The sequence below is a fragment of the Acidovorax sp. 22279 genome (genome assembly GCF_052045435.1).
Lineage (GTDB): Bacteria > Pseudomonadota > Gammaproteobacteria > Burkholderiales > Burkholderiaceae_C > Acidovorax > Acidovorax delafieldii.
Window position 1 is genome coordinate 109,168 of the sequence record NZ_JBQEOV010000012.1, and the last position, 14,134, is coordinate 123,301.

Sequence of the window (14,134 nt, forward strand, 5' to 3'; positions counted from 1 at the left end):
CCGTCAAGCCTTCTTGTCTTCACCGATCAGCAGGCGCGTATCGGACAGGTACATGTGCGGAGGCACCTCAAGGTTGTCGGGTGCTGGCTTGTTCTTGAAGACGCGGCCCGCCATGTCGAACGTGGAGCCGTGGCAAGGACACAGGAAGCCGCCCTTCCAGTCGTCGGGCAGCGAAGGTTGTGCACCGGTCTGGAACTTGTCCGACGGCGAGCAACCCAAGTGCGAGCAAATGCCCACACCCACAAAAATTTCCGGCTTGATGGAGCGCGCCTCGTTGCGGGCGTACTCAGGCGTGAGTTCAGAGGGCTTGCGCTCCGACTTGGGATCGGCGAGCTGGCCGTCGAGCTTGGGCAGCTCTGCCAGTTGCTCCGGCGTGCGCTTGATGATCCAGACGGGCTTGCCGCGCCACTCCACAGTGACCTTTTCTCCAGGTTTGAGGGCGGAGATATCCACCTCGACAGCAGCACCAGCGGCTTTGGCACGCTCTGAGGGCTGGAAAGTACTCACGAAAGGAACGGCGGTTGCCACGCCGCCCACCGCACCAGCACATGCTGACGTGATGATCCACGTCCGCTTGCTGGAGTCGATTGGAGTGTCACTCATGGGGATCCTCGATGAACATCGCTAGATTGGGGTCAACCGCGAATTGTAGCGGAGTGAAAATGGTTATTTCCAAGTGGTTTGCTGGCTTGACAGGGGTGCGAACCGGGCAATACTCCCCCATCACCGTTTTACAAGGAGCAACAACATGGGGATGATGCAAGAGTTCAGGGAGTTCGCGGTCAAGGGCAATGTGATTGACCTCGCGGTGGGCGTCATCATTGGCGGCGCCTTTGGCAAGATCGTGGATTCGGTGGTAGCGGACCTGATCATGCCGGTGGTGGGGCTCATCTTCGGCAAGCTCGATTTCTCCAACCTGTTCATCGTGCTGGGCAACGTGCCTCCAGGCACGGGCACCACGCTCGACGCCCTCAAAAAAGCCGGTGTGCCAGTGTTTGCCTATGGCAACTTCCTGACCGTGGCGGTCAACTTTGTGATCCTGGCGTTCATCATCTTTATGATGATCAAGCAGATCAACCGCCTCAAGCGCGAAGCCCCTGCCGCCCCCGCCGCGCCGGTGGCCCCTCCCGAAGACATTGTGTTGCTGCGCGAAATTCGCGACAGCCTGAAAAAGTAAACCCTTGGGCCAGCGGCCTTAGTGGCCGCACAAAACGCCACCGCTGCGCTGCCTCCACCAGCCGCCGGTGGCGTTGGCTTTTGGGGGTCGCGCCGCCCGCACACCCGCGTCCAGGCTGGCACAATTTTCAGCGGTTCATTTGATATCGATCAGCGCTGGGCCCCAAGGCTTCAGCGGCTGACGTCATCCACACAGCGCCCGCGCCATGCGCACCGCCTCGATCAGGCTGGAGGCATCTGCAACGCCCTGCCCTGCAACATCAAACGCCGTGCCATGGTCGGGGCTGGTTCGCACCAGGGGCAGGCCCAGGGTCACGTTCACGCCCTTTTCCACCCCCAGGTATTTCACCGGGATCAGGCCCTGGTCGTGGTACATGGCAACGACCACATCGAACTCGCCCGCGCGCTGCGGGGTGCTGCGCGCGCGCATGAACACCGTGTCAGGCGCAAACGGGCCGTGCACGTCGAGCCCCTGCGCGCGCGCCGCCGCGATGGCCGGTGCGATCACCTCCAGCTCCTCGCGGCCGAACAATCCGCCCTCGCCCGCATGGGGGTTCAACCCTGCCACACCCACGCGGGGCACACGGCCCAGGCTGCGCTGCAAGGCGGTGTGGGTGATTTGCAGCGTCTGCAGCACGTTGTCCTGCGTCACCGCCGCAATCGCGTCGCGCAGCGACACATGGATGCTGACGAGCACGGTGCGCAGCTCGTCATTGGCCAGCATCATGCGCACGGGCATCCGCGCCAGCGGCACCCCCTGGTGCGCAGCAGCCTCTGCCTGCAAGAGCTCCGTATGTCCCGGGAAGTCCACCCCTGCGGCCGACAAGGCCTCCTTGTGCAAAGGGGCTGTCACCAGCGCTGCCACCTCCCCACGCAATGCGGCACGCGCCGCCCAGACCACGCTGTCCGCCGCGGCACGGCCGGCGGCGGCGCTGATCTCGCCCCAAGGCTGGGGCCCCGGGATCCCAGGCAGTTGGAGCACGGGGATGCAGCGGGGCGGAGCATCCGCTGCTTCGCCCGGTGACCCAATCTGCGCCACAGGCACACCGGGCACACCAGGGCGCGTGATGGCGTCCGCAGCGCGTCGCACAGTGGCCAGGTCACCGACGACAAAGCAGTGGCGCAGCGCATCGGGCGCGTCGCGAAAGGCCTTGGCCACTATCTCGGGGCCGATGCCGGCGGGATCTCCCTGGGTGATGGCGATGGGTTGCATGGGTTTGGAGCCAAAAGTGCTTGTAGCGCTAGTTGTTCATGCGCTATCAGCTATGAATAAATGAGCAAAATGGACCGGACATCCGCACGATGTGATTGCTTGCCGTGCGGTGTCGTGCCATGGGCTAGGCGGGGTTGTCGATCTCGATGAACTGGTGGCTCAGCCCGCACTGGGCTGCCACATGCGCCGCCACGGCGGGGGCGCCATAGCGCTCCGTGGCATGGTGCCCGGCGGCAATAAAGCCCACCCCCGTCTCGCGCGCCAGGTGCGCCTGGGGCTCGGAGATTTCGCCGGTGATGAAAACATCCGCCCCTGCAGCGATGGCCGACTCAAAATACCCTTGCGCGCCGCCCGTGCACCACGCCACGCGGCGCACGGGGCGCCGTGCAGCGGCACCACCGCCCACCTCACCCGGCGACACCAGGGTCACGGGGCGGCCGAGCGCCTGGGCAACATGGTCGGCCAGAGTCTGGACATTATCGAAAGCCGCGGGCGCTGCAAAGCCCAGGTCCTGCTCGCCAAACCGCGCATCGGCGGCAAAACCCAGCACCCGGCCCAGCTGTGCGTTGTTGCCCAGTTCGGCATGGGCATCGAGCGGCAGGTGGTACGCAAACAGGTTGATGTCGTGCGCCAGCAGCAGCTGCAGCCGCTGCTTCATCCAGCCCGTGATGCGGCCATCCTGCCCGCGCCAGAACAGGCCGTGGTGCACAAAAATAGCATCGGCCTGCGCGGCAATGGCGGCTTCGATCAGTGCACGGCTGGCAGTGACGCCACTGACCATTCGCCGGATCTCGGCCTTGCCCTCGACCTGCAGGCCGTTGGGGCCGTAGTCCTTGAAGCGCTCGGGTTGCAGCAGGCTGTCAAACGCCTGCAAAAGTTGACTGCGGTGAATGCTCATGCCGCTATTGTGGCGCGCCGTTCGCGCCCCCACATTCGGAGACAATCCTGTGTGAGAGGGAGCGCCCAGGCCGCCACGGCGAACCTGCAGCGTCCACCTCCGTCGCCCACACCCTGTACTACCACCGGCAAGCACCTTTCATGAAGCGACTCTGGCTGTTGTTTTCCCAGTCCGTGACGGTCCTCGTTGCGGCCTACTTTGTTGTCGCCACGCTCCAGCCTGACTGGCTGGGCCGGGGCACCACGCGCTCCGGGGCGGGTATTGCACTGCTGGAGGCCCCTGCCACGCCGCCTTCGCAGCCCGCGGCGGGCAGCTTCAGCGGTGCGGCGCGCAAGGCGGCACCGGCCGTGGTCAGCATCAACACCAGCAAGGAAGTGCGCCACCCGCGCAGCAACGACCCCTGGTTCCAGTTTTTCTTTGGTGACCAGGGCAGCCAGGCGCAGGCCGGCCTGGGCAGCGGCGTGATCGTGAGCCCCGAGGGCTACATCCTCACCAACAACCATGTGGTGGAAGGTGCTGACGAGATCGAGGTGACCCTCACCGACAGCCGCCGCGCCCGTGCGCGCGTGATTGGCACCGACCCCGACACCGACCTGGCCATCCTCAAGATCGAACTGGACAAGCTGCCCGTGATCGTGCTGGGCAACTCCGACGCCCTGGATGTGGGCGACCAGGTGCTGGCCATCGGCAACCCCTTCGGCGTGGGGCAGACCGTGACCAGCGGCATCGTGAGCGCGCTGGGCCGCAGCCAGCTGGGCATCAACACGTTTGAAAACTTCATCCAGACCGACGCGGCCATCAACCCCGGCAATTCGGGCGGTGCGCTGGTCGATGTGAACGGCAACCTCATGGGCATCAACACCGCGATCTACTCGCGCTCGGGCGGCAGCATGGGCATCGGGTTTGCCATTCCGGTGTCCACAGCCCGCATGGTGCTCGATGGCATCGTGAAGGACGGCCAGGTCACACGCGGCTGGATTGGCGTGGAGCCCAACGAGCTGTCGCCCGAACTGGCAGAAACCTTTGGCGTAAAAAAGGCCACCGAGGGCGTGATCATCACCGGCGTGCTGCAGGACGGCCCCGCCGCCCAGGCTGGCATGCGCCCGGGGGATGTGATCGTGAGCGTGGACGGCAAGAGCGTGGGCAATGTGTCGCAGCTGCTGACCGCCGTGGCGGCACTCAAGCCGGGCCAGGCTGCGGCGTTTGACGTGCAACGGGCCGACAAGCGCGTGGAGCTGAGCATCAACCCAGGCGTGCGCCCCCGGCCACAGCGCAATGTGAGGCGCTGAGCCCCTTCAGCGAGCCCGGCTCTGCGCGGTCATCGCCGGGCGGGTACAAGCCGTCACCACTGCCGATTGGGGGCGAAGCAGGCGAAGGTCGTCGGCTTTGGGCCTCCTCTGGCAGGGCCAAGCCGGGGTGAAGAACAGGCCAACCGGAAGGGGCCACAAGCGGGTGAGGAGTTTCCCACCCTCTGAAGGGCTGGAGCCCTCACAGCACTATAAAAAACATAGCTGCCAGCGCATATCACACTAGCGCTTGCAGCTATTTGTATTGTATTTTCTGTCTCATCGCCCAGGTGGAGCCCCACGGACGCGATCTGTGCATCACCCCCAACGCATCCCCACCAGCCTGCGGGGATGGCAGGTCAGGATGCGGAAGCGGATTCCCCGGGCTCTTCGGGCGCCTGGGTGTGCTTGATGAAGATCTGCGCTGCCCAGATGCCCACCTCGTACAGCAGGCACATGGGCACGGCCAGCGACAGCTGCGACACCACATCGGGCGGTGTCACGACGGCGGCCACCACAAAGGCCAGCACGATGAAGTAGCCGCGAAACTCGCGCAGCTTTTGCACGCTCACGATGCCCATGCGGGCCAGCACCACCACGGCAATCGGCACTTCAAACGCCATGCCGAACGCCAGGAACATGGACAGCACAAAACTCAGGTAGGCCTCGATGTCAGGCGCGGCCGTGATGCTCTTGGGGGCAAAGCTCTGAATGAACGCGAACACCTGGCCAAACACCAGGTAGTAGCAAAACGCCACCCCGATGAAGAACAACAGCGTGCTGGACACCACCAGCGGCAGCACCAGCTTTTTCTCGTGCGAATACAGGCCGGGCGCCACAAAAGCCCAGATCTGCCACAGCACAAAAGGCAGCGCGAGCAGGAACGCCGACATCAGCAAGATCTTGAGCGGCACCATGAACGGCGAAATCACCGAAGTGGCGATCAGCGTGGCCCCCTTGGGCAGGTGGGCTACCAAAGGGGCGGCCAGAAAGTCATACAACGCGCCGGGACCCGGGAAGAAGAACAGGATCGCTGCCGCAATGGCGATGGCGATCATGGCCTTGACCAGCCGGTCGCGCAGCTCCATGAGGTGCTGTACGAACGGCTGCTCAGTGCCGGCCAGTTCGTCTTCTTTGGTGGGGGTTTCGGACATGGTGGGTTTTCGTGGGCGTCAGGGCCGCCCATGCAGCGCACGGGGCGCCGCAGGCTGCGTCAGTGGAATTTTTGGGGGCGGTAACGTGCTACGCGGGCTGCGCCGGACTGTGCCTTGGTGCGCACACCACTGCGGGCCTTGTACCACTGGGGCACCGCACCACGCTTGAGGCGCCAGTTCTTGCCGGGGTGCTTGTAGGCAGGCACCACGGCCGCCTGCTCCCGCAGGTCGGCGTTGTTGCTGGAATCGACGGCATCGGTCCAGTCTTTCTCGAACTCGCTGGCGCTGGTCTGAATGGTGTTGTGCACGTCGCGCGCGGCGTTCTCCACCGTGTCCTTCATCTTCTTGAGCTCATCGAGCTCCATGGACCGGTTGACCTCCGCTTTCACGTCGGACACATAACGCTGCGCCTTGCCGAGCAAGGTGCCGACGGTACGGGCCACACGGGGTAGCTTCTCAGGGCCGATGACGATCAACGCCACAGCGCCGATCAGCGCCATTTTGGACAGGCCAATATCAATCATGGATCAGGCGCCAGCGCAATGCAGGCCAAGGCAGCGGGTCAGCAGCACCAGCTCAGCTCTTTTGCTTGGCTTCGACATCAATGGTGGTCTTGTCAGCGGCCTGGCTGTTGGCCACCTGGCCAGCGGGGGGCGTGGCAGCAGCAGGTGCGTCAGACGAGCCATCCTTCATGCCGTCCTTGAAGCCCTTGACGGCGCCGCCCAGGTCAGAGCCCATGTTCTTGAGCTTCTTGGTACCGAACACCATCACAACGATCAACAGCACGATCAGCCAGTGCCAGATGGAAAAAGAGCCCATGAAATATCTCCTAACGAATTGCAATCATTTTAGACGGGGGGCGTGACAGGAGTTCAGTGCCGGGGCAAGCCGACACCTCTCAAAATGGCACGATCGTCAGCCTGGTTCAGCCTTTGAGCCACGGACGGGGGCCGCCCATGACATGGATATGCAGGTGGTGGATTTCCTGCCCACCTTCAAGCCCCGTGTTTACCACGACGCGAAAGCCACCATCCGGGTACGGGTTGCAGCCCTGCTCCATTGCCAGCTTTGGCGCCAGCGCCATCATGCGCCCCAACACCCCGGCATGCTCCGGGGTGACCTGTGCCATGGAAGGGATATGCAGCTTGGGCACCATCAAAAAATGCACTGGCGCCCACGGGTGGATGTCGTGGAAGGCGAAAATTTCTTCGTCCTCATAAACCTTCTTGGAAGGGATCTGGCCCGCGATGATTTTGCAGAAAAGGCAGTTGGGATCGTGCATGGGAGGGATCGGAGCAAAAGGAATCAGGGGTACAGGCGCGGATCAACCCTGAGGGCGCCTCGCGCGCAAGCGAGGGATGTCCTGCATAACCCTCGCGAGTCGGTGTAGTGCGGATCGGGATGGGCCGCAAGGCGTCTTTTTGCAGCCAATAGCTGTGCTATTGGCCAAAAAAGCAACGCAGCGGACCGCCCGAGACCGCGCTATCACGGACCGCAGGGAGTTATGCAGGACATCCCTAGGCATTGTCAGCGATCTTGATGCTGGGGCGCACGCCCACGTCCTTGCGGTGCGCGTGCAGCCACTCCTGCCCCGCTGTGCGACCCAGCGCAAACAGCTTGCGCACAAAGGCCAGGTCCGCACGCAGCTTGCTGTCGGCCCCGAAGGGCGCCAGCACCGAGCCACCATCGATGCGGTGCATGCGCACGCTCTTGTAGCGGCGGGCGTCGAGCTTGCCCTCGGCGAGCAGGCGGCGAACGAACTCGATGGCGCGCAGCTCGGCCAGCAGGCTGGCGTTGAAGGTGACTTCGTTCATGCGCTCCATGATCTCGGAGGCGCTGCTGGGCACGTCCAGATGCTCCACGGGGTTGATCTGCACCAGCAGGATGTCCGAGGTATCGGTCTGGTAGATCAGCGGATGCAGCGCAGGGTTGCCGGAATAGCCGCCGTCCCAGTACGCCTCTCCCTCGATCTCGACCGCCTTGAACAGCATGGGCAGGCAGGCCGACGCCATCACCGCATCCGCACTGAGCCGGGGCCCGAAGAAAATCTCGCCCCGGCCGGTGCGCACGTTGGTGGCACACACAAACACCTTGGGGCCGACGACGCCGGTGCGGGCGGAGCACAGCAGGCTGAAATCCACCTCACGCTCCAGCAGCTTGCGCAGGGGGTTGATCCCCAGCGGATTGGTCTGGTAGGGCGAGAACCACTGCGACATCATGCCCACCAGCGGATTGGCGGCAGACAACGGCGTTCCCCAGGTCAGGCTGCCCAGCGCGCCCACCCCTTCCCACAGGCGGGTGAGCGATTCGCGGGCCAGGGTGCAGCCTGCGAGGTGGGCGTCTTCGGGGTCCTTGTGCTGCTGCGCTGCCTGCGCAAACCCATGCGCCAGGGCCACTGCGTTCATGGCGCCTGCACTGGTGCCACTGACACCGTCGAACTGCCACTGGCCGTCCTCCAGCAGCGCATCCAGCACGCCCCAGGTGAGCGCGCCGTGCGAGCCGCCGCCCTGCAGCGCCAGGTTCAGACGCGGGCGGGGACGGGCTGCTTCATGCATCCACGGCCTGGCTCTTGTTCATGGCGACCATGCCGCGCACGATGCGGTACAGGAACCAGATGGAGATCAGGCCCCAGGCGATCCAGCCGGGCAGGAAGAACAGCAGCCACAGCGGCGCCGTGACGATGTAGAGCACGCCAGCCCAGATCACGGTGCGGATGCGCCATGAGAAATGGTTGGCCTGCCAAGTGCCTTCGGCATCGCCTTTTTTCACCAGGTCGATCACCAGCGCCACGATCAGCAGCGCAGCGCCGGGCTGCGCGCCGGGGATGACCGCCCCCAGCGCCACGATCAGGTGCAGCACATAGCTGACCCAGCCGATGGCCTTGAGGTCCTCGGCCTTCTGGTCGTTGGTCTGCACATCGATGATGTCGCTCACGGCGTGCCTTCTTCGGCAGCGCGTTCCGCCACCTTGCGCAGGGCCTTTTCCTCGATGCCGCTGGTGCCTTCGCGGCGCTCCAGCTCGGCCACCACATCGGCAGGCGTGAGCCCGTAATGGGCCAGCGCCACCATGGTGTGAAACCACAGGTCGGCCACTTCATAGACGATCTTGGACTTGTCGGCGCCGTGGTCCACATCCTTGGCGGCCATCACCACCTCGGTGGCTTCTTCACCGATCTTCTTCAGGAAGGAATCCGGCCCCTTGTGCAGCAGGCGCGACACATAGCTGGTGGCCGGGTCGCCGCCGTTGGCGGGCTTGCGGCTTTCGATGACGGCGGCCAGGCGCGCCAGGGAATCGTGGGAACTCATGCTCTTGTCGTCCATTGCCATTACTTGTAGATGGATTCGGGGTCTTTCAAGACCGGATCGACAGCGAGCCAAGCTCCGTCCTTGAGCACGCTGAAAAAGCAGCTGTGGCGGCCCGTGTGGCAGGCGATGCCGGGCTCGTGGCCCTGCTGGGTGACCTTGAGCAGCACCACGTCGTTGTCGCAGTCCAGGCGGATCTCGTGCACCGTCTGCACGTGGCCGGACTCTTCGCCCTTGAACCACAGCTTTTTGCGCGAGCGGCTGAAGTACACGGCGCGGCCCAGTTCAGCGGTTTTCGCCAGGGCCTCGCGGTTCATCCACGCAAACATCAGCACGTCGCCCGTGCCCTGCTCTTGCGCAATCACGGGCACCAGACCCTGCGCATCCCATTTCACTTCGTTGAGCCAGTTCATGGGGGTCATTGTCGGTGATCCGTGTGGCGCGCCAGCGCCAACCAGGGCGCGCACCTGCACTTTTCAATTGTTTTTGATTACAAGCGCAGGTATTACATGCGCTTGAAGCTATCAAATCAGGAGCAAATGCCGATCACATCCGCACGGGGATGCCGCGCTCTGCCATGCGCTGCTTGGCCTGGCCCACGGTGTATTCGCCGTAGTGGAAGATGCTGGCGGCCAGCACCGCGTCGGCGCCACCGGTCTGGATGCCGTCGGCCAAGTGGTCAAGGTTGCCCACGCCGCCCGAGGCGATCACGGGCACGCTGACCGCGTCACTCACCGCGCGGGTCAGTTCCAGGTCAAAACCCGCCTTGGTGCCGTCGCGGTCCATGCTGGTCAGCAGGATCTCGCCCGCACCGCGCTGCGCCATCTCGGTGGCCCAAGCAATGGCGTCCAGGCCGGTGTTCTTGCGCCCGCCGTGGCTGTACACGTCCCAGCCCGCACCCACGGGCTGGCCGTTGGCACCCAGGCGCAAGGCGTCTTCGGCAGAGCGGCGCTTGGCGTCGATGGCCACCACGATGCACTGCGCGCCGTATTTGGCCGACACCGCGTTGATCACCTCAGGATTGGCAATCGCGGCCGAGTTGAAGCTGGTCTTGTCCGCGCCGGCATTGAGCAGGCGGCGCACATCGTCCACGGTGCGCACGCCACCACCCACGGTGAGCGGAATGAACACCTGGCTGGCCACGGCCTCGATGATGTGCAGGATGAGGTCACGGCCATCGCTGGTGGCGGTGATATCGAGGAAGGTGAGCTCGTCAGCGCCCTGCGCGTTGTAGCGCGCAGCAATTTCGACCGGGTCGCCTGCGTCGCGCAGCTCGACGAAATTGACGCCCTTGACCACACGGCCTCCGGTGACGTCCAGGCAAGGGATGATGCGTTTGGCGAGCATGCGGTCCTTAGCCGTTCAGTTCGTCGGCACGTGCTTGTGCCGCCGCAAAGTCCAGGTCGCCGCTGTAGATGGCGCGGCCGCAGATCACGCCCTCCACGCCCTCGTCTTCGACGGCGCACAGCTGCTCGATGTCGGCCATGTTGGACAGGCCGCCCGAGGCGATCACAGGGATGCTCAAAGCCTGGGCCAGCTTCACCGTGGCGTCGATGTTGATGCCCGACAGCATGCCGTCGCGGCCGATGTCGGTGTAGATGATGGATTCGACGCCCCAGTCCTCGAACTTCTTGGCCAGGTCCACGACCTCGTGGCCGGTGAGCTTGCTCCAGCCGTCGGTAGCCACCTTGCCGTCCTTGGCGTCGAGCCCCACGATGATGTGGCCGCCGAACGCGCTGCAGGCGTCTTTGAGGAAGCCGGGGTTCTTCACGGCCGCCGTGCCGATGATCACGTAGCGCAGGCCGCCGTCGATGTATTTCTCGATGGTGTCCAGGTCGCGGATGCCGCCGCCCAGCTGCACGGGGATGTCGTCACCCACCTCTTTCAGGATGGACTTGATGGCGCTGTAGTTCTTGGGCACGCCCGCAAACGCACCGTTCAGGTCCACCAGGTGCAGGCGGCGTGCGCCGGCATCCACCCATTTGCGCGCCATGGCGGCAGGGTCTTCACCAAAGGTGGTGGATTGGTCCATATCGCCTTGCTTGAGGCGTACGCAGTGGCCGTCTTTGAGGTCGATGGCGGGGATGAGCAGCATGGTGGTGAAGTTCGGGTGAAAAAGGGCGAGACGCAGCTCGGCCCGAACGGGTGGGGGTTAAGGGATCAGGGATTCCAGTGCAGAAAATTGCGGTACAGGGCCAGGCCGTGCTCCGCGCTCTTCTCCGGGTGAAACTGGGTGGCAAAAATATTATCGCGTGCAACCGCGGCAGCAAACAAACCGCCGTAGTCGGCTTGCCCGGCGCAATGGGCAGGATTTTGCGGCACGGCGTAGAAACTGTGCACGAAGTAGAAGTAACTGTTGTCGGGCACACCGGCCCACACCGGGTGCACGCCGCCACCGTGGTGGGCGTGGGGCATCTGCCGCACCTGGTTCCAGCCCATCTGGGGCACCTTGAAGCGGCTGCCATCGGGCTGGGTGCGGCCTGCCAGGTCAAACTTGAGCACATCGCCAGGGATCAGGCCCAGGCCGGGCGTGTTGCCTTCAGCGCTGTGGTCCAGCAGCATCTGCATGCCCACGCACACGCCAAACATCGGCTTGGTGGCAGCGGCTTCGAGCACCGACTCCTGCAGGCCGGACTCGCGCAGCTCGCGCATGCAGTCGGGCATAGCGCCCTGCCCTGGCAGCACTATGCGCTGGGCGGCGCGCACGTCTTCGGGGCGCTGGGTGACGACCACGGTCCAGCCCGTTCCCTCGGCGGCGGCCTGCACGGCCTGCGACACCGAGCGCAGATTGCCCATGCCGTAGTCCACGACCGCCACTGTTTTTGCTTCCATATTCATAGCTGCTAGCGCATACAAATCAAGCGCTTGCGCCTGATTTGACTGAAAAATTCACAGAGAACCCTTGGTGGAGGGGATGACACCGGCCGAGCGCGGATCACGCTCCAGCGCCGCACGCAGCGTGCGTCCGAACGCCTTGAAGATGGTCTCGCACTGGTGGTGTGCGTTGACGCCCTTGAGGTTGTCGATGTGCAGCGTCACGCCCACGTGGTTCACAAAGCCCTGGAAGAACTCGAACACCAGTTGCGTGTCGAGCTGGCCGATGCTCCCGGCCGTGAACTTCACGTCCATGTGCAGCCCGGGGCGGCCCGAAAAATCGACCACCACGCGCGACAGCGCTTCGTCCAGCGGCACGTAGGCATGCCCGTAGCGGCGGATGCCTTTCTTGTCGCCCACGGCGCGCGCAAAAGCCTGGCCCAGCGTGATGCCCACGTCTTCCACGGTGTGGTGGCCGTCGATGTGCAGGTCACCCTCGCAGTCGATGTCGAGGTCGATCAGCCCATGGCGGGCGATCTGGTCGAGCATGTGGTCGAAGAAGCCGATGCCGGTGTGCAGCTTGGCCTGGCCGGTGCCGTCGAGGTTGATGCGCACACTGATGCGCGTTTCGGCGGTATTGCGGCTGACCTCGGCGATGCGGTCGGCCATCGGGTCGGCCGATGGGGCGGAAGGTACGAGTGCGGAGGAAGTCATAGGGAGGCTTGGAGTGCGGCCAGCATCTGCGCGTTGTCTTCGGCATTGCCTACCGTCAGGCGCAGGCAGTTGGCCAGCAATGGGTGCATTGTAGAAACGTTCTTGACGAGCACCTTGCGGTTTTTCATGCCCTCGTAGGCCTTGGCGGAATCCGCCACACGGATCAGCACCATGTTGGCCTCGCTGTCCCAGCACTTTTCGACTCCCGGCATCTGGCGCAACGCGGCGATGAGCGTGGTGCGTTCGACACGGATCTCGGCGGCTTGGGCGGCAAACACCTCGGAATGTTCCAGCGCAAACAGGGCGGCTTCGCAGTTGAGCACGCTCACGTTGTAGGGCGGGCGCACCTTGTCGATCTCGCTCACGAACGCCGAGGGTCCGATGAGGTAGCCCAGGCGCACGCCCGCGAGGCCAAACTTGCTGAGCGTGCGCATGAGCAGCACGTGCGCATTGCGCGCAGGCTCGGCCCGCATGCGGTCGATCCAGGTGCGGCTGGCAAAGGGCTGGTAGGCCTCGTCCATGACCACGATGCCGCCCTGCGCGCCCGCAGCGTCGACGATGCGCTGCACCGCGCCCTCGTCCCACAGCGTGGCCGTGGGGTTGTTGGGGTAGGCGATGTAGGTGATGGCCGGGCGGTGCTGTTCGATGGCGGCCAGCATGGCGGGCTCGTCCAGCTCGAAGTCGGGCGTGAGCGGCACGCCGACAAAGTCCAGGCCCTGCAGCTGCGCCGACAGCGGGTACATCACAAAACCGGGCATGGGTGCCAGCATGGTGGCGCGCTGGCCCGTGCCGGGCTGTGCGCAGGCCAGGGCCAGCAGGGTGATGAGCTCGTCCGACCCGTTGCCCAACACGATGCCATAGCCCTCGGGCATGCCCGCGTACTGCGCCAGGGCCGCCTTCAGGTCGGCAATGCGGTCGCCGGGGTAGCGGTTGAGTGCCACCGAACCCAGACGCTGGCCCAGCGCGGCCTGCAAATGCGCGGGCAGGCGGAAGGGGTTCTCCATCGCGTCCATCTTGAGCATGCCGGTGGACGGCTGCACGACATAGGAATGCATCGCGCGCACGTCAGGGCGGATGCGGGCCAGGGCCTGGAGGGGAGACGACGCGGGAGTAGTCATTCGGTGGTGTCCAGTTCGTTGGGGGTGACAAGGAAAGGGTTGATGGGGCGCACGGCGTCCATCGGCTGATCGTGCGGCAGTGCCTCGGTCAGCAGGTAGCGGCAGCCTTGCTGGTGGGCGGACGAGAGGATGAGTGCATCCCAGTAGCCCAGGCGGTAGCGGTCCTGCAGGTCCCAGGCGCCGTCGACGGTGTAGGAATCGAGGTGCGGCGGCAGCCACACGCGCAGGCGGCGCACCTGGGCGCGCACCTGCTGTAGCACCTGCGGGCCATCAAAACGCTGGATGGCTTGGTTGTACAGCTCGTTGAGCACCTGCGAGCTGATGCGGCCGCTGCGCGTCTGCCAGCAAAAGCTGATCCATTCGCGCGCCCGCGCCTGGCGCTTGGCATCGCGGTCGTCCACGCTGGCGAGCAGGATTTCGGTATCGACAAAGATGGGGACAGTGGCCATGCGTTCTGCC

At 64.5% G+C, this 14,134-nt stretch carries 19 protein-coding genes; 2 read left to right on the forward strand and 17 right to left on the reverse strand.

Annotated features, from left to right (window positions below; translation table 11 throughout):
• Positions 1-3 precede the first annotated feature (3 nt).
• Positions 4-603 carry a ubiquinol-cytochrome c reductase iron-sulfur subunit gene (gene petA, locus ACTJKQ_RS16635; protein WP_056060279.1) on the reverse strand — a complete coding sequence of 200 codons (600 nt, stop codon included), beginning with the start codon at positions 601-603 and terminating at the stop codon, positions 4-6.
• A gap of 145 nt (positions 604-748) precedes the next feature.
• Here petA and mscL point away from each other — a divergent pair, with 145 nt between their 5' ends.
• Complete coding sequence (gene mscL, locus ACTJKQ_RS16640; RefSeq protein ID WP_056060276.1) at positions 749-1,177, forward strand: large conductance mechanosensitive channel protein MscL; 429 nt, start codon at positions 749-751, stop codon at positions 1,175-1,177.
• A gap of 183 nt (positions 1,178-1,360) precedes the next feature.
• Here mscL and pdxA read toward each other — a convergent pair whose 3' ends face one another.
• Both pdxA and ACTJKQ_RS16650 read right to left on the reverse strand, forming a co-directional pair.
• On the reverse strand, positions 1,361-2,389 hold the full coding sequence (pdxA, locus tag ACTJKQ_RS16645; RefSeq protein ID WP_440597469.1) for a 4-hydroxythreonine-4-phosphate dehydrogenase PdxA: 1,029 nt from the start codon (positions 2,387-2,389) through the stop codon (positions 1,361-1,363).
• Positions 2,390-2,513: 124 nt separating this feature from the next.
• A complete protein-coding gene (locus ACTJKQ_RS16650) occupies positions 2,514-3,287 on the reverse strand; it encodes a Nif3-like dinuclear metal center hexameric protein (RefSeq protein ID WP_440597470.1) in 774 nt (257 codons plus the stop codon).
• Between the two features lie 140 nt (positions 3,288-3,427).
• Between ACTJKQ_RS16650 and ACTJKQ_RS16655 the strand changes: the two genes are divergently transcribed.
• On the forward strand, positions 3,428-4,576 hold the full coding sequence (locus ACTJKQ_RS16655) for a trypsin-like peptidase domain-containing protein (RefSeq protein ID WP_056060267.1): 1,149 nt from the start codon (positions 3,428-3,430) through the stop codon (positions 4,574-4,576).
• A 356-nt stretch (positions 4,577-4,932) separates the two neighbouring features.
• Here the strand turns inward: ACTJKQ_RS16655 and tatC are convergent, their stop codons facing one another.
• From tatC to ACTJKQ_RS16725, 14 genes are all read right to left on the reverse strand, one after another.
• On the reverse strand, positions 4,933-5,727 hold the full coding sequence (tatC, locus tag ACTJKQ_RS16660) for a twin-arginine translocase subunit TatC (RefSeq protein ID WP_056060263.1): 795 nt from the start codon (positions 5,725-5,727) through the stop codon (positions 4,933-4,935).
• A gap of 59 nt (positions 5,728-5,786) precedes the next feature.
• Positions 5,787-6,251, reverse strand: a complete 465-nt coding sequence (tatB, locus tag ACTJKQ_RS16665) for a Sec-independent protein translocase protein TatB (RefSeq protein ID WP_395456252.1) — start codon at positions 6,249-6,251, stop codon at positions 5,787-5,789.
• Between the two features lie 52 nt (positions 6,252-6,303).
• Positions 6,304-6,546, reverse strand: a complete 243-nt coding sequence (gene tatA, locus ACTJKQ_RS16670) for a Sec-independent protein translocase subunit TatA (RefSeq protein WP_056060256.1) — start codon at positions 6,544-6,546, stop codon at positions 6,304-6,306.
• Positions 6,547-6,652: 106 nt separating this feature from the next.
• Entirely contained in the window at positions 6,653-7,009 is a 357-nt protein-coding gene (locus ACTJKQ_RS16675; RefSeq protein ID WP_440597471.1) for a histidine triad nucleotide-binding protein, read from the reverse strand.
• A gap of 235 nt (positions 7,010-7,244) precedes the next feature.
• Complete coding sequence (locus ACTJKQ_RS16680) at positions 7,245-8,282, reverse strand: patatin-like phospholipase family protein (RefSeq protein ID WP_116749031.1); 1,038 nt, start codon at positions 8,280-8,282, stop codon at positions 7,245-7,247.
• Positions 8,275-8,661: a DUF4870 family protein gene (locus ACTJKQ_RS16685; RefSeq protein ID WP_056060250.1), complete on the reverse strand. Its 387-nt coding sequence runs from the start codon at positions 8,659-8,661 to the stop codon at positions 8,275-8,277. The genes ACTJKQ_RS16680 and ACTJKQ_RS16685 overlap by 8 nt, the downstream gene beginning before the upstream one ends.
• Positions 8,658-9,032 (reverse strand): phosphoribosyl-ATP diphosphatase, encoded by a 375-nt coding sequence (locus tag ACTJKQ_RS16690; protein WP_056062032.1) that lies wholly within the window; start codon positions 9,030-9,032, stop codon positions 8,658-8,660. Before ACTJKQ_RS16690 ends, ACTJKQ_RS16685 begins: the two co-directional genes overlap by 4 nt.
• Before the next feature lie 20 nt (positions 9,033-9,052).
• A complete protein-coding gene (hisI, locus tag ACTJKQ_RS16695; RefSeq protein ID WP_440597472.1) occupies positions 9,053-9,451 on the reverse strand; it encodes a phosphoribosyl-AMP cyclohydrolase in 399 nt (132 codons plus the stop codon).
• Between the two features lie 124 nt (positions 9,452-9,575).
• Positions 9,576-10,376 carry an imidazole glycerol phosphate synthase subunit HisF gene (gene hisF / locus ACTJKQ_RS16700; RefSeq protein WP_056747261.1) on the reverse strand — a complete coding sequence of 267 codons (801 nt, stop codon included), beginning with the start codon at positions 10,374-10,376 and terminating at the stop codon, positions 9,576-9,578.
• A 7-nt stretch (positions 10,377-10,383) separates the two neighbouring features.
• Positions 10,384-11,124, reverse strand: a complete 741-nt coding sequence (hisA, locus tag ACTJKQ_RS16705; protein ID WP_056060243.1) for a 1-(5-phosphoribosyl)-5-[(5-phosphoribosylamino)methylideneamino]imidazole-4-carboxamide isomerase — start codon at positions 11,122-11,124, stop codon at positions 10,384-10,386.
• Between the two features lie 65 nt (positions 11,125-11,189).
• Positions 11,190-11,867, reverse strand: coding sequence for an imidazole glycerol phosphate synthase subunit HisH (hisH, locus tag ACTJKQ_RS16710; RefSeq protein ID WP_108497078.1), 678 nt, complete (start codon positions 11,865-11,867; stop codon positions 11,190-11,192).
• 51 nt (positions 11,868-11,918) lie between these two features.
• Positions 11,919-12,557, reverse strand: a complete 639-nt coding sequence (gene hisB, locus ACTJKQ_RS16715; protein WP_440597473.1) for an imidazoleglycerol-phosphate dehydratase HisB — start codon at positions 12,555-12,557, stop codon at positions 11,919-11,921.
• On the reverse strand, positions 12,554-13,675 hold the full coding sequence (gene hisC / locus ACTJKQ_RS16720; protein ID WP_440597474.1) for a histidinol-phosphate transaminase: 1,122 nt from the start codon (positions 13,673-13,675) through the stop codon (positions 12,554-12,556). Before hisC ends, hisB begins: the two co-directional genes overlap by 4 nt.
• Positions 13,672-14,124 carry a PIN domain-containing protein gene (locus tag ACTJKQ_RS16725; RefSeq protein WP_440597475.1) on the reverse strand — a complete coding sequence of 151 codons (453 nt, stop codon included), beginning with the start codon at positions 14,122-14,124 and terminating at the stop codon, positions 13,672-13,674. Before ACTJKQ_RS16725 ends, hisC begins: the two co-directional genes overlap by 4 nt.
• Positions 14,125-14,134: the final 10 nt, after the last annotated feature.